Origin of the sequence: Paludicola sp. MB14-C6, assembly GCF_030908625.1 — a bacterium.
Taxonomy (GTDB): domain Bacteria; phylum Bacillota; class Clostridia; order Oscillospirales; family Ruminococcaceae; genus Paludihabitans.
This window is the reverse complement of record NZ_CP133133.1, coordinates 2363284-2386378: the sequence shown is the minus strand read 5'-3', so window position 1 is coordinate 2386378 and position 23095 is coordinate 2363284. Positions and strand designations below refer to the sequence as shown.

Here is a 23095-nt window from a genome sequence, read left to right as displayed (position 1 = left end):
ATATAATCTTTCTGCTCATTTAAAAATTCAAATCATTGATTTTTTAAAAGTTGATTTTCAGATACTTTTCCAAATGTTTTTGACGGCACTCCTGCAACAATAGTTTCAGAATCAACATCTTTTGTTACAACACTGCCTGCTGCAACAAAACCATCTTCATGAATTACTTTACCGGGTAATATAACTGAACCAGCTCCAATTCTGCCGCCTTTTTTAACAGTTACCCCTTTAAAGTGGCTAAATCGCTCTTGAGAGCGACCTGCATAATTATCATTTGATGTTACAACACATGGAGCAATAAAGCAATTGTCTTCTATTTTAGAATAAGCAGTAATATATGCATTCGTTTGAATTTTTACATAACTTCCAACGCTTGTTTGGTTTTCAATCGTTGCACCTTTACCAATTATCGTTTTTTCACCAATTGTTACTTCTTCTCGAATGCAAGCAAAATCAGCAATTAAGCATCCTTTACCAATTTCACATCCTCGATAAATAACAGAATGCGTTCCGATAATAGTATTATTGCCAATTTGTGCTGCTGGTAACTCTTTTTCTGTAGTAACCGCACTATTTGCGGCTTTCATTTGTTTTTTTCCAACACATGCAAAATCATCAATTCGCACATTATCAGCGATACAAGTGCCTTCTCTGATTACTACATGATGTCCGATTACGCAACCTTTACCAATTGTAACATTGTTTTCAATAACACAATATTCCCCGATTTCGCAAGTTGCATCAATGTTTGCAGTTGAACTATGCATCTTGTCCTCCACTGTTTCCATTCGGATTATTATGGTTAAATGTTACTACCATTTCTTTTATAATAGCAAACATTTTATCAATATCCGGTTGCTTTACAACATTCTCTAAACGTTTGATGTTGCGAGAAAATTCTTGTGGGTTATGCTCAGTTGGTTTACAAATATAAATTTTATTGTTAACGGTTTTGGTTGTATCTTCATCAGCTAATGAAATTTCTTCAAACAACTTTTCGCCTGGTCTTAAACCTGTAAATTTAATTTCAATATCTTTGTTTGGCTCATACCCATGTAGTCGAATTAAATCACATGCTAAATCATAAATCAATACCGGTTCGCCCATTTCCAATACGAATATCTCGCCACCCGTTGCCATAGCGCCGGCTTCTAGAACCAATTGCACAGCTTCAGGAATTGTCATAAAATAACGTTTCATTTCCGGATGTGTAACCGTTACAGGTCCACCGGATTCTATTTGTTTATTAAAAAACGGCACAACACTACCATTACTGCCTAATACGTTACCAAAACGCACAGCAGCAAAGTCAGTGTTTCCTGCACTATTCATAATTTGGATTGCAATTTCTGCAATACGCTTAGAAGCACCCATAATATTGGTTGGATTAACTGCTTTATCCGTTGAAATTAAGATAAATTTCTCTACATCATGAAAGATTGCCTCATTGGCAACGTTAATGGTTCCAAGTACATTATTCTTAATAGCCTCTTTTGGATTCCCCTCCATCATTGGCACGTGTTTATGTGCAGCAGCATGAAAAACAACACTAGGCTCATATTCAAAAAAGACTTCTCTTAAACGATTTCTGTCTCGAATGGAACCAACAAGCACTTCAAATCTTCCTTGATATCCTGCTTCGTCCAACTCATTTTTCATATAAAAAAGGCCATTTTCATTGATATCAAATACCAATAGTTTCTTTGCGCCAAATTTTAAAACTTGACGGCAAATTTCTGAACCGATGGAACCCACTCCTCCGGTTACAAGCACAACCTTACCTTTGATAAATTTATTCACGATATCCATATTAAGCTTAACACTATCACGACGTAATAATTCTTCAAAGTTAATTTGCTTAATAGGTGCTTGTCTAAAATCTTCAACCGTAACATCAGCTAAAGTTCCATAACGTTTTACGATTACTCCACATTTTTGACAACGCATATAAATCTGCTTAATAAAGTCTACATCAGCAGATGGTATTGCAATAATTAGTTCTTTTACATTTAAATCTTTAATAACAAATTCTAAGATATCTTCTCCGCCTAAAACAGGAACTTGTCCGATTTTTAGCCCCCAAAGAGCTTTATCATCATCAATAAAGCCAACAGGTATTGTATTATTGTTTTGCTTTTGTGCCAACTTCGTCATCAAGTAGTTTCCTGCTTCGCCTGCTCCATAAATCAATGTTTTTACTTGTGCCGCTGATTTTAATCTTTTTTGATAAAAGCTTTTTATTACAACATATGCACGAGGCGAACTACGCCCAATCAACATAAATAAGAACATTAAAGATGGAATCATAACGAACAATTCAAACGGCATCTCTAAACCAATGAAATTGTCGATTAAAATTACAAATACAGCGGATAATAATGAGGAAAGCAACTGCCTTATCAAATCTTTGTAGCTTAAATATCTCCACACAGCACTATAACAGCGCAATAAAGTGTTTGACATGATTGCAACTAAGATCATGATAAGAACATAGAAAATCATATCTTCATCATATCGTTTTGGTATTGCTCCAACAAAGCCAAATCTAAATTTAAATCCTAAAATAATTGCTAAATAAACGGAAAGAATATCCCAACACACTAAAACCAATAGATTGATTTTTTTGTTTCTTTTAAGCGATATCATAAATTGGTAATCCCCTTAGTTTTTCATATTCATTGCCTGAGATAACAATTTGTAATTATAACAGATAGAGTAGCCACTATCTACCCTGTATTGAAAAATTTTAAACATATCATTATTATGCAACGTAAATCAGCACTTGTATTTACATAATTATACACAAAAAATCACGTGAAGTCAATTATATTCGACATTGTTAACTTAAAATTAAGGCAATCATTAGATAATAAATGAGATTGCTTTTACGTAGAAAGAATATTTTTCGATTTCAAAACCAATAATAAAATAGCAACAATAATATTACGATAATTCACACTGCGAAAATTTAAGCTTAAATTAGAAAGGTGAAGTTTTATGAATATAAAAAGCAAAAACAATAATCAAGCTGACTTGCATGGCAATCATGCACGAATAGACCCAAAGAAAAAAATTAATCCAGTATATCAAACGCTTACATTGACTTCAAAACAAACCAGTACAGAAAACAGCAAGGATCCTGTAACTCCCGTTATTGAAGACAACGTAATTTTAGCCAAAGAATACGTAGATGAAAATCATAAATAATTTGTAAACCAATCGATATTATGCTAAAATAAAGGTAATTTGTATTTTACATAATATCGATTTTAGATTTCGTTTCATTCAGCTTTAATCATATCAGGAGGTATTATGAAACAATTATTTAAATTTTTTACGAGCAGATTATTTATTTTTGGATTATCCATTTTTGCTCAAGTTTTAGTATTAGTGTTAATGGTTTTATTCTTATCTAACTACGGTTTATATATGTATATTGTGTTTACTATTTTAAGCGTAATCACTATTCTATATATTATCTCAAAAGATGATAATCCCATATACAAACTGGCATGGACAATTCCAATTGCTATGTTTCCTATATTAGGTTGGTTTTTCTATTACGTTGCCGGCAGAGGAAATGTATCAAAGAAAATGAAAAAAAGAATACAATATGTTTATGAGTCAACCAAAGAACTCTCTAAACAAGATGAATCTATTTTGGAAGAACTAAAAGAATATGATGGGCAAATAATAAATCATGTAAATTACATAAACAAAACATCTTCTTTTCCAATTTATAAAAACACACAGACTCAATATTTATCCCCCGGTGAAGAGTTTTTTGATGTTCTTTGCGCAGAACTAAAAAAAGCAAAGAAATTTATTTTTATGGAATATTTTATTATTCAAGAAGGTACTATGTGGGATGAAATATTAGACATCATGGCTCAAAAGGTTAAAGAGGGCGTCGAAGTTAAAGTAATGTATGATGACCTTGGTTGTATTCGAACTGTCCCTACTAAATACTATAAAAAATTGCAAGCACTCGGCATTGAAGTACATGTATTTAATGTCTTTAAGCCTAGTATTGACGTTTTCATGAATTACCGTGACCATAGAAAAATTACTGTTATTGATGGAAATGTTGGCTTTACTGGAGGTAACAACCTAGCTGATGAGTATATTAATGCATTTGTAAAGCATGGGCATTGGAAAGATTCCTCTATTATGTTAAAAGGTGATGCGGTATGGAATTTAAGCATTATGTTCTTACAAATGTGGCAATATTACGAAAGACATAAAATTGACTTTTCTTACTATCGCCCAACGGAACATTATGAATCAGATGGCTATGTAATGCCATACGGTGATGGACCTTTGGATCAACACTTAATTGGCGAAATGGCATATATTAATATCATTTCTCGTGCAAAAAAATATGTGAGCATTACCACTCCATACCTCATATTAGACAATGAAATGATGACTGCGCTTTGCCTTGCAGCAAACAGCGGCGTTGAAGTTACAATTATCACGCCCCATGTTGCAGATAAATGGTATGTTCATATGGTTACTCGCTACAATTACATCAAACTGATTACAGCAGGAGTTCAAGTATATGAATATACTCCGGGATTTGTTCATGCTAAAACAATTGTTGCTGACGATGAAATTGCAATTGTCGGAACCCAAAATTTTGACTTTAGAAGCTTTTATTTGCATTACGAATGTGGTGCATTTTTATACAAAACATCATCCATTGCTGATGTCAGAAAAGACCATCTTAACACGCTAATGCAATCCGAGCATATTACGCAAGAAGTCTGCAATGAAACGAAATTTTTTACCCGCTTTATGCAAAAATTATTAAATATTTTTGCGCCTTTGATGTAGTAATCGACCTTTGCTTACAATTTATAATTGAATCAAAAGCATAAAAGCACCTGCTCATTATAATGGGTAGGTGTTTTCAATATAAAGATAAGAATTCTACAAATAATCATATAAAAATACCTTTTATCTTTTTTTATATATGATACAATAAGAGTTAACCATTTTATACGGAGGACTAAGCATATGAAATTGACAATACAAAAAGAAAATTCCGTTACCGAAATTATTACGGATGGAAATAAATCAATACTAAAGCTATTACAAGAAAACCATATTTACATTGATGCACCTTGTAATGCAAACGGTAAATGCGGAAAATGTAAGGTACAAGTAAACGGACAAGTGACACCAATTACTGCAGAAGAGCAAAAACTGCTTTCTTTACAAGAACAAATGAATGATATTCGATTAGCTTGCTTAACCAAGCCAATTGGCGATTGCAGTATTACAATACTAAATCAACAAAACTACACAGTACAAGAAAGTGGTATGAAATCTGATTTTGTTATTTCACCAAGAGCAAAGGATAGCACAAAAGCTGCTATTGGACTTGCTGTTGACATTGGAACAACAACGGTTGCTTGTTACTTTTATGATCTGAATTCAGGTAAACGTTTGGACACTGTTAGTGGGCTAAACGAACAACGCAGCTTTGGTGCTGATGTCATTTCAAGAATTAACAGTTGTATAGAAAAAGATGATGGCAAGCAGTTACTAAAGCAAACCATTGTAAAACAACTCAACAATGCCATCGATTCCTTTTGCAGTAAAAAAAGCTATTCCTATCATGATATTATGGATATTACAATTGCAGGAAATACTGTTATGCTCCACTTATTAACGGGTTACGATGCAAGTGGAATTGCTGTTGCACCATTCACCCCAACTTCTCTATTTGGCTTTGATTTAAACGCAAAAGAAATTGGAATAACTACAAACGATACTGCAAAAGTATTCTTAACCGATTGTGTTTCCGGCTACGTTGGCGGCGATATTACAGTTGGCGTATTAAGCGCAAAAGTTCATGAAGAAAAAGAAAATTGCATTTATATTGATATCGGAACAAATGGCGAAATGGCAATTGGCAATCAAAACGGATTTATTTGCTGTGCTACGGCAGCCGGTCCCGCTTTTGAAGGTGCTACGATTCAATGTGGAGTCGGCGGTATTACAGGTGCAATTAGTAAAGTTACAATTAAAAATAATGATATCAAAATCGAAACGATAGGAAATCAACCTGCAATTGGCATATGTGGCTCTGGTTTGGTTGATACAATTGCTTGTTTATTAAAACTCGGAGTAATTGATGAAACAGGACGAATTGACGAAGATGAAATACCAACTTCATTACTCTATCGTTATCGTGAAGAAGACGAGCCTGTTTTTGTTCTTGATATAGATAACAATATCTATTTAACTCAAAAAGATATACGTGAAGTTCAGCTTGCAAAAGCCGCTATTTGTGCAGGTATTCAAACCTTAATTCATGCAAAAGGCTTAACAGAGCAAGATATTCATAAAGTCATTTTGGCAGGAGGATTCGGTTCTTATATTGACAAGAAGAGTGCTTGCGAAATTGGATTGCTACCTCCTTCCTTACTTGATAAAATTACTACCGTTGTAATGCTGCCGGTATGGGTGCTATTGAAGTTTTGCTAAATGAAAAAGCAATTGAAGAATTACATTCTATCACGAACAAGTTTAGCTATTATGAGCTTTCCGGAGATGCTTTTTTCCAGAATGAATATATTGAACAGATGGGATTTTAATAACAACTATGAATAAACTACAATTTCAAGATGCTTGTGAAAAAGTAATCGATGTACAACGAAATTCTAAAGGGATAGGTACATTGGGTGAAAAAACACTTCATGCAGTATTAAAGCACTATTTTGAGCCGTATGAGGATAACCATGAAATCAAGGTTGGTGGATACGTTGCTGATATTGTAGGCGAAAATGGAATTATAGAAATTCAAACCAGAAACTTTGAAAAGTTACGCAAAAAGCTTGCTGCGTTTTTAGAAGTAACAACAGTTACTGTCGTTTATCCTATTGCGCAAACAAAGTGGCTCTATTGGATTAACCAAGAAACGGGTGAAACAACAGTAAAGCGCAAATCGCCCAAAATCGGACTGCCATTTGAAATTGTATGGGAACTATATAAAATCAAAGATTTGCTAAATCATCCGAACATCAGCTTTTGCATAGCAATGATTGATGTAGACGAATATCGAAACTTAGATGGATGGAGCAAGGACAAAAAGAAGGGTTCATCCCGTTTTGACCGCATACCGATTGATATTATGCAAGAAATCTATTTACGTTGCCCAGCCGATTATGATATTTTATTACCCCCTAATTTACCAACGCAATTTACTACAAAAGATTTGAAAAATTTAATGAAAGTGAGTCCTAGGGCGATCCAATCAGGAATGAGTGTATTACGTAAAGTAGGACTCATTGAGCAAGTTGGAAAGCAAGGAAGACTAAATTTATATCAAATAATTGATGTTAGTTAGCAATAAAGGTGGTTTTGCATATGGCTACTTGGAATCCTTGGAAAGGATGTCATAGAAAAAGCGAAGGCTGTAAAAATTGTTATATCTTTAGGGCAAATGAACGCAAAAATATAGATACCAATGTTGTTTATAAAACAGATGAATTTTATAAACCGATTGTGAAAGACAGTAAAGGCAACTATAAAATGAAATCAGGTCAACTTGTATACTTATGTTTTAATGCCGATTTTCTTGTTGAAGATGCGGATAAATGGCGAAATGAGATTTGGAAAATCATTCGTACACGAAAAGATCTTACTTTTCTCTTTCTGACTAAGCGAATTGAGGGGTTTCGTATTGGGTTACCAAATGATTTTAAAGAGAATTTTGATAATGTGGTTGTGTGTTGTACTATAGAAAACCAACAACGTGCAGATGAACGATTACCAATATTCAAAGCATTACCGATTAAACACAAACAGATTGTTATTCAACCTATGCTTGAAAAAATGGACATTTCAAACTACTTGGATGATACGATTGAATGTGTAATAGTTGGCGGTGAATCGGGGAAAGATACGCGTCCTTTAGATTATAACTGGGTATTAGATATTCGGCGCCAATGTATTGCTGCAAACGTTTCGTTTCAATTTAGGCAAGTTGCTACCCACTTTATAAAAGATGATAAGCCTTATTTAATACAACGGCAATATCTTTGTGCACAAGCCAGAAAAGCCCAAATTGATTTTACAAGAGAATAATACGTACAAATAGACAAGCGGTAGTATTGAAAAATAGAGACTCCCGAAAATTTTGTGTAAAAGTGAATAAGGTACTTCCAATCAGACAAGAATTAAGATAATAAATTCAAGTATGAAAGGAAGTATTTTTTTATGGAAAAGCAACCGAAAGAGTTATTAAAAGAGTATGTGAACAGCCAAAACTTCACAAGCACAACAGAGGTTATGCAGGCAATGAAAGAGATGTTCAAAGATGTTCTTCAGCAAGTTATGGATAGTGAATTAGACGAAGAATTGGGTTACCAAAAAAGTCAAAGAATAGCGAACGATGACGGAAAAAGCATGTCGAAAAATTATCGAAATGGATATTCAAAGAAAACAGTTAAAACACAACTTGGCGAAGTGGATATTAATGTTCCTCGTGATAGAAACGGTGAATTTGAACCACAAATTATTGGTAAATATAATCGTAATGCTGACGGGATGGAAGAAAAAATTATTGCACTTTACTCTTGTGGCATGTCTCAACGAGATATTGCTGAACAAGTAAAAAATCTTTATGATGTAGAAATTTCAGATGGACTAGTAAGCAAGATAACAGAAAAAATAATGCCGGAAGTAACAGCATGGCAAAACCGTCCACTAGATAGTGTATACCCATTTGTGTTCATGGATGCAATACACTACAAAGTAAAAGAAAACAATCAGTTTGTAACGAAAGCAGCATATGTGGTTTTAGGAATTACACTTGAAGGAAATAAAGATATATTGGGCATTTGGATTGGAGAAAACGAGAGCTCAAAATTCTGGTTGAGCGTTATGAATGACTTGAAATCAAGGGGTTTGCAAGATGTATACCTATTTTGTGTTGACGGTTTAAAAGGTTTTAAAGAAGCAATCAATGCAGCATATCCCAAAGCGCACATTCAACGTTGTATTATACATCAAATTCGATATTCAACACGATATGTAGGATACAAAGATATCAAGAAGTTAATGGCAGATCTAAAACTAGTATATCAAGCTGTTACAGAGGAAGAAGCATTGAATAATCTAATATCATTCAAAGAAAAATGGGGTAAAAGTTATCCTTCTTGCATAAAGAGTTGGGAGGATAACTGGGATATACTATCAACCTTTTTTGCATATCCAACTGATGTAAGGAAAATAATATACACAACTAATATTATTGAGGGATTAAACAGGCAGTTCAGACAAATAACCAAGAATAAACCATCATTTCAAAATGATGATAGTTTAAAAAGGATACTGTATTTAGCTTCAAAAAAAATTGTCGAACGATGGACACAACGTTGTCGAAATTGGGACGTTGTTTTAAACCAATTAAACATCATGTTTTCGGACAGAATCGCTGGATGATTCTATGTTCATCCGCCAAAATTTAATGACAAAAGGGGCATGCCCCTTTTGTCATTAAATAAACTTGTTTCAACTAACCTATACACTATGTCAATTACTATTTTGTTCCTATTTCTTGTTCTGATTGTTTTTATATTTACACAAAATTCTTGGTATACCCGAAAAAATACTACCGCTTTGACTATTTAATATATTGTGCAATCTCTTTGTCTACGTTTTGAATATGTTTAATCAACCAATCAATTACCAAACTATTAATTTTACCAACCAACACAATGGATGCGCCATCTTTTTCAAGCTCTGCTTTTAGCTCTGCAACTTGCTTAATAAATGCTTCATGGATAGCTTTATGTTCTTTGCATTTTGGATATCCACATTTTTGCTGAATGATTTCTTCATCATGAAAATGTTTGATGGTATAGCTTTGTAAAAAATCCATAGTAGATAAGATTTCGACTCTGCCTTTTCCTTGTTTACAAGCATCAAATAATGCATCAATTTTATCACATAGTTCCTTATGTTGACTATCAATTTCTTTAACGCCTATTGCTAAACTGTCTTTCCACATCATAAAAAATAACGACCCTTCTTATTTGCTACTCATTAATTCTGCTATTTTATTTTGAATCGCAATATATGCTTCATTTGGAGCATCAATCGCTACAACCGATTGCTCCAACGGGCACATCCCTGTATTGGTACGATTTGCGATAAACGACACTTTTGTATCATATTCATAACGAATATGATATTTTTCTAAAATGGCTATGGCACTTTCACTCATAACCTTGCCATAAACACTCTTAGCTTTTGCCATTACAAGCAATAGTGCTGCTGCTTTTCCAATAACCTTATCAGCAACATATGCGTTAGCGAAAAAAGCTTCATCTTCTCTTAACCATTGCATAATTGGCTTAACGCCAATACCATTTGCACAATGAACAAGATCATCTTTTATCACTACGCAACTGTAGTTTTGCTCTTTTAAAATGTTAATTGCTTTTTGAAGCTGCAACAACAAAGCCTCCCTTTTTGAGCGCATAGACGATTGGCGGAATGATTACTAACTGAATGATAATTCCAGGTAATCCAGTTACAATTGCTGTCCATACAGCTGTAACTGGAGGTACTTTCATTCCAAGTAAAACACCAAACACAAGTAAAACAAGTGCGTATACACCTCTACCGCATATCATAGCAATAATTTGGCTAAAATAAGGATTTAATTTAAAGTTTCTACTGCATAAGCCTGCTACGAATGCATAGGTTGCCAACTCTATCATCATGAAATATAAAATAGGAATTGGAGGCATTGCTCCACCTGTTACGATAAAGCTTAACACAGGAGTTAACACTCCTACTCCTAGCCCCCAAATCGGACCTACCATAAAACCTGCTAAAAACACAGAAATATGCATTGGTAAAAATACCGGTCCTGCGTTTGGAACACCACTAAAATGAAATACTTGCGGTAGTAACACACCAATTGCAAGTAATAATCCACTGAACACTAAACTTTTTACTTTGTTATTCTTCATTCTATTTCCCCTTAAATTTTAATGTAAACGACATAATAGCCGTATTCGCTGATTGTTAATCCCTATCTTTGAAAGTTCACTTTTTGATTACTATATTACATAGGGCTCATTAGAATTTAGTCCTTTAACAGACTTAATTCTTTTAATCTTTCAATAATCGGAAGATGCTGTGTACACAAGCTTTCACATTTTCCACATTCAATGCATTTTGCAGCATTTTCAACGCTTTCATTCCAATGCCATTTAATGCGAGCCAGCGGTGAACTTCCCAATAATTTTTCATTATAGGCATCCATGAATTTTGGTATATCAATATCCATTGGGCATTTCTTGCAATAACCGCATCCTGTACACAATGTATTAAAAGAAAGTCCTTGTCCTTCTAATTCTTTGTTGATTTCACTTGCAGGTTTTTCTACTAGATTTTCTACAGCCTTTACTGCGTCATCGACATGAGCTTTGGTTGTACAGCCGGCTAATGTAATTGTAATTTCTTTATGAGAGGCCACAAAGCGAAGTGCTGCTTGCGCTACGTTTAAGTCCGTTTCCTTTGTTAAGTAGCTAAAAGTTTCTGGGTTTTGCGGAATCAGACCTCCGCCCAGTGGATTCATTACAACAACGCCCATACCATTTTTATGAGCTGCTTCAATTCCACTTTGACGGAAACGATAATTCAAAGCATTATATCCAATTAACATACCTTTAAACTTATTTTCAGCAACAACTTTTTCGATTTCAGCGCCTTGCATATGCGCTGAAAATACAATATTGCGAATTAAACCTTCTGCCTTTGCTTGTTCAAAAAATCCATATAATGCTTCTCTTTGCTTTTGATATGATTCTAAGTCCAGCATACACCATAGATGATAAAAATCCAAATAATCTACTTTTAGACGTGTTAATGTTGTTTCGAGACGTTTGCGAAACGTATCAGCGTTAATTACGTCGCCAACGGTACTCATATTTGTTTTGGAAGACACAAAATAACTATCACGCTTCAATTGAGATAAAGCAATACCTGTTATGGTTTCACTTTTATCGTTGCAATAAAATGGAGCAGTATCAAAATAGTTAATGCCACATTCATGTGCATATAATGCAACCTCTGCACATTTTTCTAAATTACCCTCCGCCACATCGTTATCGTCATAACGCATACAGCCTAATCCAATTGCAGATACTTTCATATCCGTATTACCGTAATTCTTATAATACATAAAAGTCCCTCCTTCTTAGCGCTAATTATACTATAATAGTATGATTTTGACAACTGTTTTCACTGTTTTTTCTCGCTTTATTCGGTGAAAAGCCATAATATTTTTTAAACTCGGAATAAAAATGGCTTAAATTATGAAATCCACAATTCTCACAAACGTCAACTATTTCTTGGTCACCCTTTTCCAACAAATCATTTGCATATTGTAAACGCAGCTCATTTATATATTTAGTTGGAGTAATATTCAAATAACGTTTGAACTCTCGGTTGATATGTTCTTGTGAATAATTGCATAATTCGAGCAAGCGAGGAAGCCCTACAATAAAGTTTTCCGGTTCGCTCATTTCATCTAACACTTTTATTAACCAATCAGGTGGTAAATGATTTTGATCGAAATCCTCGGTTGTTAACATTAAATAAATAACTTCCATTGCTAAATATGATAAAGGAAGTCGTCGTTGTTCACAAGTAGGTATCTTTAAAAGCTCTTCAAAACGCTGCTCAAGAAAGTGTAATTGTGCTAAATTGACCTTGATGTGCTTGGGCACGCTCCTATTCACTAAAGCATCAGCTTTCGTATCATAAACCATGTTAATTTTATCAAATATTTCCGTTTCAAACCCATGGTTATAAAACTCAAAATCTTGGGTTTTATAGTAGTCATAGCAATGTTCGTCTGACGGCCTTACAAATACCAAAGAACCCCGTTCTATCACCTGTGCAACGTTATTTACGACATGAATAGCACGACCTTTTGTTACTAAAAAAAACTCAAAAAAATCATGCGTATGCAACGGAAATGTTTGACGCACACTTGTTAATTTTGCACCCGATACTCTTTTCGTACGCTCTTGCTCACAAAGTAGCTTTATCATAGAACTCCTCCCATTTTTTATTACATTTAGTAAATCTATTATACATCAAAATACCATAAAAACAAGTCAATTTTATTGTAGAATTTTATTTAATATATTGTACAATGTTATTAGAGGGGATACGTTATGTATTTAAATTATAAAAAAGATTTAGACTATGCTTTACATTTCACAGAAATATATAAAAGTGAAACTGATAAAGCTATGCGTGAAGCAAAATGTTTACAGCTCCAAATCCCATACGTTTTAATGCCTATGACTGAATGCGATTTAATTGTAGGCTATATGAAGCATGGATATGTAGGCTTTTCTCCGCAATATGGAGGAAGTTATACCTATTATTATTGGGATGATCGTGTGCAACAAGCGATTGATGCTGTAAAAGATTCAGTTGATCAAGAATATCTTGATTCAGTTGAAGATATGCGTGATTTTTGGAAACAGGAAAACACAGAGAAAAAAATGTTGGATCGTTTTGCTCAAAAATATGGTACGCATATGGAAGAAGCAAACTATTATTATGGTGTTGCTCGAATTGCCGGTATGACTGTAGATCTTGATTTACTGGTTCAAGTCGGACTATCCGGATTGAAAGAAAGAGTAAACGATTACAGAAAACAAAACGGTTCATCCAGCTTTTATGATGCACTTGATATTTCAATTGATGTTATCATAGATGCTTGTTTGATGTATGCAGACAACGCAAGAGCGCAGCTAGAGGTTGCTTCGCCAGAGAGAAGAGAAGAGCTATTAAAAATAGCCGAAATATTTGAGAACTTAACAACATCGGCACCAAAAACTTTCAGAGAAGGACTACAGCTTATTTGGATTTATGCTGTTTGTTCCGATTTGATGAATTTCGGTAGAATGGACAATTATTTGAGTGATTTGTATGTCCACGATATTGAAAACGGAATTCTAACAGAAGAAGAGGCAGTTAAATTACTATCTTCACTTTTTAGAAATATTATTAAAGTTAGTAAAGTCCATGACAGTCGAATTATCATCGGTGGTAAAGGAAGAAAAAATCCGGATAATGCCGATCAGTTGGCGCTCACTTTAATTAAAACCTCCAGAACGGTTGTCGATGTTGTCCCACAACTAACATTACGATACTATCATGGTATCAATGACAGTTTACTAACCGAAACATTAGTAAATATAGAAGCCGGTGCTGTATACCCTATCGTTTACAGCGATGATGCTACTATTCCCGCTATGCAGGAAATTTATCAGATTGATGAAGAAATGGCACAAAGATGGGTACCTTTTGGATGTGGAGAATATGTTATAGAAGGATATGGAGCGGCTACTCCAAATACCGGTATGACCTTACCGCAAGCCTTAGATATTGTTTTACACAGAGGCTGTGATTCGTTCACAGGTAATCAATATGGATTTGATGTTGGAGATCCATCAAACTTTTTAACGTTCGAAGATTTATTTGAAGCATATTCCAAATTATTAGAGCCAGCAGTACTTGAAGAAGCATATTCCGAGCAATGCAATTATCAAGTAGCAGGAGAAAATGCATGCTTTTTGCATTTAAGCTTACTTACACATGATTGCATGGAAAAGAATATCCCAATCTTTGAAGGTGGCGCAAGATTTTTATGCGCAACCAGTGAAATTTTTGGTTTGGTTACTCTTGCAGATTCGCTTACAGCTATTAAAAAATGTGTATATGAAGATAAACTATTCTCATTACCGCAACTCATCCATATGCTTGACTGCAACTTTAAGGGATATGAAAAGGAAAGAAAAATTCTTTTAAACGCACCAAAATACGGCAATGACGATAATTATGCTGATGAAATGGTGGTTCGAGTATTTAACCATATTTCAAAATTACACAGAGATGCAGGCAAAACAACTAATTTATATGGATACCATGTTGTAAGTGTTAACAACTCAGGATCAGCAGAACGTGGTGCAGTTACAGCTGCTACTCCTTGCGGAAGGCATCGAGGAGCGCCATTATCCAACGGAAACAGTCCATCAATTGGTGCTGATAAGCTAGGGCTCACCGCTTTACTCAACTCAATGAGGAAAGTTGAGGCTAACAAGCACGTAGGTGTTGTTCACAACATCCGTATGAATAAAGATATGTTGAAAAACAACCGAGATAAAATCAAGATGTTACTACAAATCTTTTATGAAAATGGTGGTATACAAACCAATTTATCTTCTATAGGCAAATATGATTTAGAACAAGCAATGTTGCATCCTGAAAAATATCAAAACTTGATTGTGCGAATAGGCGGATTTAGTGCAAGGTTTATTGAGCTTGATCCAATTGTTCAAAATGAAATCTTATTAAGAACCACATATGAGGAATTTTAAGATGAGTAATCCTATGGGTATTTTATTCAACATACAACGATTTTCTCTTCATGATGGGCCTGGAATTCGTACAACGGTTTTCTTTAAAGGCTGTAATATGCGATGTGCATGGTGTCATAATCCCGAATCATTTCAAATAAAGCCACAGCTGAGTATCAATCATAGCTTGTGCACACTTTGTGGCAAATGTTTAACGGCTTGTAAAAATCATGCTCATACAATACAAAATCAATATCACTCATTTTCCCAATCAGCTTGCACTTCTTGCTTTCAATGCATAGAATCTTGTCCCAATGATGCATTAAGTGTTATTGGGCAGGAATGGACAGTTGAAGATGTAGTCGCTGAATGTTTAAAGGATGAAATATATTACAAACAAGATGGCGGAGTGACCTTTTCAGGTGGTGAAGCTTCCTTGCAATATGATTTTTTGCTTGAACTGGCAAAAAAACTAAAAGAAAATCATATTCATACTTGTTTAGAAACGAATGGTGCTATCGCAAAAGAAAAATTGGTTACTCTTAGCAAATATATTGACCTCTTTTTGTTTGACTTCAAACTTTATGATGATGATTTGCATAAAAAGTATATTGGCGTTTCTAATAAAATGGTATATGAAAGTTTAGCAATTTTAAATGAATTACAAAAAAATGTAATTCTACGATGTCCTATTATTCCTCAGATTAACGATTGCCCAGAGCATTTTGAAGAAATTAACCGATTAAAGCATAACTACAATAACATTATTGATGTTGAAATCATGGCATATCATAATTTAGGACAATCAAAATGGAATGGAATTGGTTTGGACTATACGTTAAAAGATACTCCTGTTCCCGATTCCTCATTAAAGAAAAAATGGGAGTTGTTGATTACAAAATAATTACTGTTATCTAGCCAAAAGACATACGGGTAATTATGTTGAAAGCTTATTTTTAAAAAGTAAGTAACAAAAAGCTATATTTTTCCTCAATCATAGTATTTACTTTGAAAATGGGGATAATATATATTGAACACATGGTTTTGTGGAAGAACTGATAACGAATGAAATAGAACAGATAAAGATAGATTCGTCAAGCTTACACATAACGATGTTTGGACCAGCAGAGATTAGAGAAAAGATATTTGAGAACCACAAAAGAGCAGAGAAATCTGCTCTTTTGTGGTTTTAGCTTGTTGACACAGATTTATTATTTTATATTTCAATTTTTACTTGCGTTTTAAGTTTTCTACAGACTTGTACTTTCTAGTTTGTAACGATAATTCTTATAGCCTCATAACATATACTAATATTTCATTTTGCTTTAAGGAGGTCTTTTCATGCAAGAAACGTATCCATTTCAATTAAAGCCATTAAATTATAGTTATAATGCACTCGAACCATATATTGATGAAGAAACAGTACGCATTCATCATGATAAACATTTAAAGACATACGTAGATAATCTGAATAAAGCACTTCAGCCATATCCTGAATATCATAACCTATCATTAACACAACTTGTTAAAAACTATATGCAGTTGCCCACTAAACTCCAAACTGCCGTTAGGAATAATGCTGGCGGAGTTTATAATCACAATCTATACTTTGATATTATGAATAAGCCAAGTAACAGTACACCACAAGGATTATTAGAAATTGCAATCAATAATACCTTTGGTTCATTTGATGAAATGAAAAACCATATAAAAGCTGCTGCGTTAGGTCAATTTGGATCAGGTTACGCTTGGTTAGTTGTTGATAGTTATGGTAATCTAAAAGTTATTCCAACCCCAAACCAAGATACTCCATTACCACAAAACACGTGCCCTATTTTAATTATTGATGTTTGGGAACACGCTTATTACTTAAAATATCAAAATCGTCGTGCTGAATATATAGATAATTGGTGGAACGTTGTTAATTGGAACAAGGTTTTAGAAAACTATATGGCTTGCAAGACACAAATGTGGTAATATACGATTAGCCACAGAACAAGATTTGTTCTGTGGCTATTTTCATTCATGTTTATACAGCACTATATTTACCATTATAAATCATACCATTCGGCACATTTACATATTGATTCTGATGCTCCATTGCATATGCAACATAATTACTATTTTGGAAAGTTTTTAAAAAGTAATTCCACATAAGTCTAAAATCTGTTACATGCTTTTCGACTTCAGGCTGATTACTATTTGCGAGCATTTTCATAAAAAACAATTTCTCAATAGATATTACTTTATATTCCTCATATTCAATAGCTTCCACTGAATAAAAATCATAATCCAATCTATATATGCTCCTAAGTAGTTCAAGATTGTCTACCGAAACATATAAATCGCCCCATCTATCCACCCTATTATTAGGATATTTTTCGGCTAAAACTTCATAATCGTCATTTGTGACGATAAAATCAACATCATTTCCTTTTTTTCTGATGCCATAATACTCCATTGCCAAACCACCTATTATCAGTGGTTTTGATGAAAAACAGACTCCTAACACAGATAAATCAATAGCATTCTTAATTACGAATTCATTCTCAATATATTTAATATTATTTATATTCTTATTGTTCATTGTACTTTCTCCTTTATGTTTCGTTTTCCCAACAAAAGATAAAGTCCAATAGGGCAAAATAATTTTTTGGCTTCATACAGGCTTTTGCCCTATATGACTTTGTATAAAGCTTTTACAATCGCCAGTCTCATTACATCATCTCTTTTCAAATAGAATATTTAAGCTACATAATACGGTAAATATATCATACTTTTTTACTTATAATAAACAATTCATTTTATACAGATAGATTTTCACTATACCTTTTTAAATACTGATTTTGGTTTCTTACATATTGGGCAAACATAGTCATCAGGAAGGTCTTCAAATGGAATATCACCATCATAAATATAATGACAGACTGTACATTGCCATATTTCTTTTTGTGGTTGCGTCGCCTCATTCGATTGCGTTTCTTTTTTCGTTCCATTAATTCGATTTTCACGATATTGACTATAAGTAAGTGGTTTTTCATTACTTACGTTATGAGCGTCAACTAAATCTGCAATAAACATAGTATGTGTGCCTAAATCGACCTCTTCGTATACTTTGCAGGATAATGTTGCTATGCATCCTTCATCAATAAGAGGATTCCCAAGCATATCGGTTTTATAAGGAAAGTCTTTTAATTTGTCCACTTGATGCCCACTTTGCATACCAAAATGACGGATTGTTTCCATAGATGCATTTTCGCCCATGATACCAACGCTGTATTTTTTTGAACTTGCAATCATATCGTGGGTTTTACTTGTTTTCAAAACCGTTACCGCTACTTTTAATGGCTCTTGTGTAACTTGAATTACAGTATTCACAACGCACACATTCTTTTGCCCTTTATCTTCGCATCCTAAATAAAACACGCCATAAGATAATTTGAAAACTGCTGTATCATCCATTTTTTTAACCTCCTAAGTAAAATACACTAAAAAAGTATTGTTTGATATTCAGTATAGCATAGCTTACTGTATTAATCCAGTATGAACTTCATTTAAAATATAATGATTACAAGATAGTTGCTATTTTAATTTCAATAAGGATTAGAATGATACCATTGGTTATCGCATATATTTGAATACAAGCATAATCATGCTAAATTGTATTGAAAAGAAATGGCGGTTGACCAATTGGATAATACATATCATAACTCAAATAATTCATCTATACCTGTACGAAAAAGGCGATTTATCAAAGACGCATTAATATTAACGGTTATCGTAATTGCAATGAGAGCGGTTGGTACTGCTTTCATGATTTATATTTCGAACATGATTGGTGCAGAAGGTATTGGTCTTTACCAATTGACTTTCTCTGTTTATTTATTATTTATTACCCTTTCCACCTCAGGTATCAGCTTAGCGGTAACACGTATTGTTTCAGAGCAAATCGCCATGAAAAACACCATTGCGGCTAAATGTGCTTTTAAGCGATGTATTTTAATCAGCATTATCATCAGCATTATTTCAGGGTTATTATTATTTTTCCTTGCTGAACCTCTTAGCATTCATGTTGTAAAAGATACTCGTACTATTACAGCGTTAAAGTTATTGGCGGTTGGACTTCCATTTTTAAGTATCGGTTCAGCAATAAGAGGCTTTTTCCTAGGTTTACAAAAGGGCGTAAAAGCAGCTAGTACCGATATTGTTGAACAATTCGTTCAAATTATTGCTACGATTCCTATTTTGATATATGCAGTACCCAAAGGCTTAGAAGCAGCTTGCTGTGGCTTGATCATTGGCGCTACGATATCAGAAATATTCTCCTGTATCTATGCTGTAATCCTCTATAAAATAGAGAAAATGCCTTTAGTAGGGCGTAAAGCCAAAGGAACAAATAAACAAATTTTTTCTATTGCTATCCCGATTGCAATTAGTTCATATATTCGATCTGCATTAACTTCAATTGAAAACATTCTTGTTCCTAGAGGTTTGAGACAATTTGGGCAAACCTCAGGCGAAGCCTTGTCTCAATATGGTATGATTAAAGGAATGGCTATGCCACTTTTATATTTTCCCTCTGCTATTCTTTCTGCATTTTCCAATCTGCTGGTTCCTGAAGTTTCAGCAGCTAATGCACTAAAGAGTAAAAAGCGAATTGATTATATTGTCAATAAATGCTTTAAAGTCACATTAATCTTTGCTTTTTTAATCATGGGGATTTTTATATGCTTTTATAAAGAAATCGGATTGGCTTTTTACAAAGATGCTAAAGTCGGCTCGCTATTGCTGGTTTTTGCTCCGCTTGTTCCACTCATGTATCTTGATATGGTAGTGGATAGTATCTTAAAAGGTTTAAATCAACAAATGAGTTCCATGAAATATAATACTGCTGATTCAGCATTACGAGCATTGATTATCTTTTTCCTTGTTCCCCTGCTTGGGCTGAAAGGTTATGTTATCATGCTTTATTTTGGTACCATATTCAATGCGTTATTGAGTATCAATCGTTTGATTGTTGTTAGCAAAATACGATTTCACTTTGTTCAATGGGTGCTTTTACCGTGTACCGCTATTGCACTGGCTTGTCTTTTTACAAAGTTCTTTGTTCATACCGGCATCTTTTTCAGTATGATAATGGTATGCGTTTGTTATATGGCTCTTTTGATGTTTATGGGGTGTATTACAAAGCGAGATTGGGCATGGGCAATTCATGTTTTTTATAAAAAATAAAGGAATTCTTCTTGACAAAAAGGCGCTATTTTGCTATACTATTTTAGGCAACAAGGTAAGGTTTTGCGAGGGTGGCGGAATGGCAGACGCGCTAGCTTGAGGTGCTAGTGCTGGAAACGGCATGTGGGTTCAAGTCCCATCCTTCGCACCAGTCATGAAAACCAATTTGTTGCATTACGCAGTTAAGAACGTATGACTTCAATTGGCGATTTTTGTTGCTTAAAAGTCACGTACTAAAAGGTACGCGACTTCTTATTTTCTAACACTAAATATTGGGGTATCGCCAAGCGGTAAGGCACAGGACTTTGACTCCTGCATTCCGATAGTTCGAATCTATCTACCCCAACCAACGGCAAACTGCCGTAGATAGTTCACGCTTTAAGTTTAACTTAAAGCGTGATTTTTTGTTATAACAGATCTGCACTACAGGTATTACAATAAGAATTGAATAAATTTTTCTTCGTTTTCACCTTGAATTTTCCACATAGGTGGATTATAATATGAAAGGAATAAGCGGATATGGCGGAATCGGCAGACGCGCTAGATTCAGGTTCTAGTGATAGTTAAATATCGTGGGTGTTCAAGTCACCTTATCCGCACCAGAAAAGACATATCTTCCGCTAAGGGGAAGATATGTCTTTTTCTATGCTTAAACTTGTGAAATAATAAAGTAAAAATTATTTATATAGCCCCCAACAACCCCATTTATGAATTTTTTGCAAACAATTAAACTTTGTTGCATTAAACTATGCAACTTTGGGCCGATTGCAGCCTATTAGTGAGAGGGTTTTTTCCTTATCATAAAATAGGAGATGCTAAGATGACAGAAGAAAACTACAACTATCGTACGAGCCCGTTCCTTTTAAGAAATCAATTTGATGGGGAAGGGCAATTCAAGATTCCGATTATTTCAAAAGCAGAATTTGCAGAGGAAGATTTTCTGGATTTATTGCTGATTGGCTTTGACCGTACCAACCTTCAAAATAACAACCATTTACAAAGAATGGTACACTTTTTTCTATATGATTATAAGTTTGAACGGGTATGGAAAAATCCAGACAATGCTATTGAGAAGTTAAAGCGGTACAAGGCTGTTTTGTCCCCCGATTTTAGTATGTATCGTGAAATGAATCCTACTATGCAGATGTACAACACTTTTCGTAATCGCTGGTGTGGCTCGTACTTTGCCTCAAAAGGAATTCCTGTCATACCTACTATCAGCTGGGGCGATATGAATACCTATGATTTTTGCTTTAAGGGTGTTCCGAAGGGAAGTACGGTTGCAGTAACTACTTATATGGTATCGGAACATAACAACCATTCGGATCAAAAAGAATTTTTTCTGAAAGGCTATAATGAAATGCTCCGACAGATTGAGCCGGAACGAATTATCTGCTATAATAATCCGTTTCCTGAAATGCGAGGCAACATTGTATTTGTAGATTACGAACTTTCTTCTTGGAAATATCAGAATGATGACTACATACCGTCAAAATATGTCGATTACATTTTGGGTAAGAAGCCGCTGCCAAATGATAGCCCGATTGTAATCAAAAGCGGTTATATTACGGGAGATGATATTTCTTTTAAGGGAATGGGGAGTGCTTTTGGCGGGGAGTGGCGACCAAGTCCGAACAAGCCTGATGATCAAAGGTTAATAGGAAAACCTGGAAACATTAACAGGACAAAAGCTAAGAATAAACATGGTGACGAATATGATAGAGAAACAAAAATTGGTGATAACGGAAAAGCTCAGATTGAGCGTCATCATTCCGACCATGGAAACCCAAATTCTCATAGTAATCCGCATGACCATAATATTGATTGGAATAAGGGATTCCCGTATTTTGGTAAACAAATAAATTATTCGAATGGTGCTCCCGAATTTAAAAATTTTCAAACGGAGATGATGAAAATGGAAAAAGAGTATATGAAAATTGATTATTCCAATCAGGATCTAAGATTTCATACCATTAGCGAGTTTGAGTGGTGTATGAAACAAGGCGGGGAAGTAGAGTTTTGTGTAGGTGAAAGAGCTTTTGGGGTTTTTCCACTTCAACAGAAAACTATTAATGCTCCATCCCAAATTCTCATTTGCGAAAAATATGTTGAAAATCAAGAAGCAACAGAAAAATGGTACAATACAGCCGACGAAGCTTTAGAATATTTAATTGATGGTGTTCGTCTGCGTGATATTATAACAAAGGTGGAAGTAACAGATCGCACAATCTAAACATCCTGTTATGAGCATAACGTCCGTGCAAGTTCAAATACACACCTAAAAATGCAACGACATCATATAGTACCGTTAAACTCAGTCGAGAGCCTCGACACACAATATGTGTGTTGAGGCTTTTTCGTATTTGATAGTTTTATTTCTTGCATATGAAAATAACATTGATACCCTACTACTTAAAAAGCCCTTTTTATGTTGCAAATTGTCATAATATTTGGTA

At 34.3% G+C, this 23095-nt stretch carries 21 protein-coding genes and 3 tRNA genes; 15 read left to right on the top strand and 9 right to left on the bottom strand.

The features are described 5' to 3' along the window. Positions 1-32: 32 nt before the first annotated feature. Positions 33-767, bottom strand: a complete 735-nt coding sequence (locus RBG61_RS11390; RefSeq protein WP_307943560.1) for an acyltransferase — start codon at positions 765-767, stop codon at positions 33-35. Next, positions 760-2646, bottom strand: coding sequence for a polysaccharide biosynthesis protein (locus RBG61_RS11385; RefSeq protein WP_307943556.1), 1887 nt, complete (start codon positions 2644-2646; stop codon positions 760-762). The genes RBG61_RS11390 and RBG61_RS11385 overlap by 8 nt, the downstream gene beginning before the upstream one ends. A 351-nt stretch (positions 2647-2997) precedes the next feature. Here RBG61_RS11385 and RBG61_RS11380 point away from each other — a divergent pair, with 351 nt between their 5' ends. The 7 genes from RBG61_RS11380 to RBG61_RS11350 all read left to right on the top strand — a co-directional run bounded on the left by RBG61_RS11380 (position 2998) and on the right by RBG61_RS11350 (position 9456). Continuing rightward, positions 2998-3207, top strand: coding sequence for a hypothetical protein (locus RBG61_RS11380; protein ID WP_307943553.1), 210 nt, complete (start codon positions 2998-3000; stop codon positions 3205-3207). A gap of 105 nt (positions 3208-3312) precedes the next feature. Then, positions 3313-4836: a cardiolipin synthase gene (gene cls / locus RBG61_RS11375; RefSeq protein WP_307943550.1), complete on the top strand. Its 1524-nt coding sequence runs from the start codon at positions 3313-3315 to the stop codon at positions 4834-4836. A gap of 183 nt (positions 4837-5019) precedes the next feature. Further along, a complete protein-coding gene (locus RBG61_RS11370; RefSeq protein WP_307943548.1) occupies positions 5020-6495 on the top strand; it encodes an ASKHA domain-containing protein in 1476 nt (491 codons plus the stop codon). Then, positions 6489-6605 carry a hypothetical protein gene (locus RBG61_RS11365; RefSeq protein ID WP_307943546.1) on the top strand — a complete coding sequence of 39 codons (117 nt, stop codon included), beginning with the start codon at positions 6489-6491 and terminating at the stop codon, positions 6603-6605. Before RBG61_RS11370 ends, RBG61_RS11365 begins: the two co-directional genes overlap by 7 nt. Positions 6606-6613: 8 nt before the next feature. Further along, positions 6614-7357 (top strand): hypothetical protein, encoded by a 744-nt coding sequence (locus tag RBG61_RS11360; protein ID WP_307943545.1) that lies wholly within the window; start codon positions 6614-6616, stop codon positions 7355-7357. Positions 7358-7377: 20 nt separating this feature from the next. After that, positions 7378-8097, top strand: coding sequence for a DUF5131 family protein (locus RBG61_RS11355; protein WP_307943542.1), 720 nt, complete (start codon positions 7378-7380; stop codon positions 8095-8097). A 132-nt stretch (positions 8098-8229) separates the two neighbouring features. After that, positions 8230-9456, top strand: coding sequence for an IS256 family transposase (locus tag RBG61_RS11350; protein ID WP_307942478.1), 1227 nt, complete (start codon positions 8230-8232; stop codon positions 9454-9456). A gap of 181 nt (positions 9457-9637) precedes the next feature. Here the strand turns inward: RBG61_RS11350 and RBG61_RS11345 are convergent, their stop codons facing one another. From RBG61_RS11345 to RBG61_RS11325, 5 genes are all read right to left on the bottom strand, one after another. Continuing rightward, positions 9638-10027 carry a bacteriohemerythrin gene (locus RBG61_RS11345; RefSeq protein WP_307943541.1) on the bottom strand — a complete coding sequence of 130 codons (390 nt, stop codon included), beginning with the start codon at positions 10025-10027 and terminating at the stop codon, positions 9638-9640. An 18-nt stretch (positions 10028-10045) separates the two neighbouring features. Next, positions 10046-10471, bottom strand: coding sequence for a DUF1893 domain-containing protein (locus tag RBG61_RS11340; protein WP_307943540.1), 426 nt, complete (start codon positions 10469-10471; stop codon positions 10046-10048). After that, positions 10449-10994, bottom strand: coding sequence for an ECF transporter S component (locus tag RBG61_RS11335; protein WP_307943537.1), 546 nt, complete (start codon positions 10992-10994; stop codon positions 10449-10451). Before RBG61_RS11335 ends, RBG61_RS11340 begins: the two co-directional genes overlap by 23 nt. A gap of 116 nt (positions 10995-11110) precedes the next feature. Next, positions 11111-12211: an aldo/keto reductase gene (locus tag RBG61_RS11330; RefSeq protein WP_307943535.1), complete on the bottom strand. Its 1101-nt coding sequence runs from the start codon at positions 12209-12211 to the stop codon at positions 11111-11113. 25 nt (positions 12212-12236) lie between these two features. After that, the gene (locus RBG61_RS11325; RefSeq protein ID WP_307943532.1) at positions 12237-13085 is read right to left on the bottom strand and encodes a helix-turn-helix transcriptional regulator; all 849 of its coding nucleotides are present in this window, start codon (positions 13083-13085) and stop codon (positions 12237-12239) included. Positions 13086-13211: 126 nt separating this feature from the next. On the opposite strand from RBG61_RS11325, the gene RBG61_RS11320 reads away from it, so the two are divergent. The 3 genes from RBG61_RS11320 (at position 13212) to RBG61_RS11310 (ending at position 17384) form a co-directional block, all read left to right on the top strand. Beyond that, a complete protein-coding gene (locus tag RBG61_RS11320) occupies positions 13212-15428 on the top strand; it encodes a pyruvate formate lyase family protein (RefSeq protein WP_307943529.1) in 2217 nt (738 codons plus the stop codon). A gap of 1 nt (position 15429) precedes the next feature. Then, entirely contained in the window at positions 15430-16311 is an 882-nt protein-coding gene (locus tag RBG61_RS11315; RefSeq protein ID WP_307943527.1) for a glycyl-radical enzyme activating protein, read from the top strand. Positions 16312-16748: 437 nt separating this feature from the next. Continuing rightward, positions 16749-17384: a superoxide dismutase gene (locus RBG61_RS11310; protein ID WP_307943525.1), complete on the top strand. Its 636-nt coding sequence runs from the start codon at positions 16749-16751 to the stop codon at positions 17382-17384. Between the two features lie 52 nt (positions 17385-17436). Here the strand turns inward: RBG61_RS11310 and RBG61_RS11305 are convergent, their stop codons facing one another. Then, the gene (locus RBG61_RS11305; RefSeq protein WP_307943524.1) at positions 17437-17994 is read right to left on the bottom strand and encodes a hypothetical protein; all 558 of its coding nucleotides are present in this window, start codon (positions 17992-17994) and stop codon (positions 17437-17439) included. A 236-nt stretch (positions 17995-18230) separates the two neighbouring features. Continuing rightward, positions 18231-18869 (bottom strand): flavin reductase, encoded by a 639-nt coding sequence (locus RBG61_RS11300; protein WP_307943522.1) that lies wholly within the window; start codon positions 18867-18869, stop codon positions 18231-18233. A gap of 228 nt (positions 18870-19097) precedes the next feature. Here RBG61_RS11300 and RBG61_RS11295 point away from each other — a divergent pair, with 228 nt between their 5' ends. From RBG61_RS11295 to RBG61_RS11275, 5 genes are all read left to right on the top strand, one after another. Next, entirely contained in the window at positions 19098-20639 is a 1542-nt protein-coding gene (locus RBG61_RS11295; RefSeq protein ID WP_307943519.1) for an oligosaccharide flippase family protein, read from the top strand. 65 nt (positions 20640-20704) lie between these two features. Continuing rightward, positions 20705-20790 (top strand) — tRNA-Leu (locus RBG61_RS11290). Positions 20791-20912: 122 nt separating this feature from the next. Continuing rightward, positions 20913-20988, top strand: a tRNA-Gln gene (locus tag RBG61_RS11285). 164 nt (positions 20989-21152) lie between these two features. Further along, positions 21153-21241, top strand: a tRNA-Leu gene (locus tag RBG61_RS11280). Between the two features lie 218 nt (positions 21242-21459). Continuing rightward, complete coding sequence (locus RBG61_RS11275; RefSeq protein WP_307943517.1) at positions 21460-22872, top strand: DUF4417 domain-containing protein; 1413 nt, start codon at positions 21460-21462, stop codon at positions 22870-22872. Positions 22873-23095: the final 223 nt, after the last annotated feature.

What these genes read in the sequence shown, in the direction of transcription:
- cls (WP_307943550.1), top strand. Translation starts at nt 3,313, where the DNA reads ATGAAACAATTATTTAAATTTTTTACGAGCAGATTATTTATTTTTGGA.
- RBG61_RS11370 (WP_307943548.1), top strand. Translation starts at nt 5,020, where the DNA reads ATGAAATTGACAATACAAAAAGAAAATTCCGTTACCGAAATTATTACG.
- RBG61_RS11325 (WP_307943532.1), bottom strand. Translation starts at nt 13,085, where the DNA reads ATGATAAAGCTACTTTGTGAGCAAGAGCGTACGAAAAGAGTATCGGGT.
- RBG61_RS11385 (WP_307943556.1), bottom strand. Translation starts at nt 2,646, where the DNA reads ATGATATCGCTTAAAAGAAACAAAAAAATCAATCTATTGGTTTTAGTG.
- RBG61_RS11315 (WP_307943527.1), top strand. Translation starts at nt 15,430, where the DNA reads ATGAGTAATCCTATGGGTATTTTATTCAACATACAACGATTTTCTCTT.
- RBG61_RS11360 (WP_307943545.1), top strand. Translation starts at nt 6,614, where the DNA reads ATGAATAAACTACAATTTCAAGATGCTTGTGAAAAAGTAATCGATGTA.
- RBG61_RS11335 (WP_307943537.1), bottom strand. Translation starts at nt 10,994, where the DNA reads ATGAAGAATAACAAAGTAAAAAGTTTAGTGTTCAGTGGATTATTACTT.
- RBG61_RS11300 (WP_307943522.1), bottom strand. Translation starts at nt 18,869, where the DNA reads ATGGATGATACAGCAGTTTTCAAATTATCTTATGGCGTGTTTTATTTA.
- RBG61_RS11330 (WP_307943535.1), bottom strand. Translation starts at nt 12,211, where the DNA reads ATGTATTATAAGAATTACGGTAATACGGATATGAAAGTATCTGCAATT.
- RBG61_RS11380 (WP_307943553.1), top strand. Translation starts at nt 2,998, where the DNA reads ATGAATATAAAAAGCAAAAACAATAATCAAGCTGACTTGCATGGCAAT.
- RBG61_RS11345 (WP_307943541.1), bottom strand. Translation starts at nt 10,027, where the DNA reads ATGATGTGGAAAGACAGTTTAGCAATAGGCGTTAAAGAAATTGATAGT.
- RBG61_RS11355 (WP_307943542.1), top strand. Translation starts at nt 7,378, where the DNA reads ATGGCTACTTGGAATCCTTGGAAAGGATGTCATAGAAAAAGCGAAGGC.
- RBG61_RS11390 (WP_307943560.1), bottom strand. Translation starts at nt 767, where the DNA reads ATGCATAGTTCAACTGCAAACATTGATGCAACTTGCGAAATCGGGGAA.
- RBG61_RS11305 (WP_307943524.1), bottom strand. Translation starts at nt 17,994, where the DNA reads ATGAACAATAAGAATATAAATAATATTAAATATATTGAGAATGAATTC.
- RBG61_RS11310 (WP_307943525.1), top strand. Translation starts at nt 16,749, where the DNA reads ATGCAAGAAACGTATCCATTTCAATTAAAGCCATTAAATTATAGTTAT.
- RBG61_RS11320 (WP_307943529.1), top strand. Translation starts at nt 13,212, where the DNA reads ATGTATTTAAATTATAAAAAAGATTTAGACTATGCTTTACATTTCACA.
- RBG61_RS11350 (WP_307942478.1), top strand. Translation starts at nt 8,230, where the DNA reads ATGGAAAAGCAACCGAAAGAGTTATTAAAAGAGTATGTGAACAGCCAA.
- RBG61_RS11275 (WP_307943517.1), top strand. Translation starts at nt 21,460, where the DNA reads ATGACAGAAGAAAACTACAACTATCGTACGAGCCCGTTCCTTTTAAGA.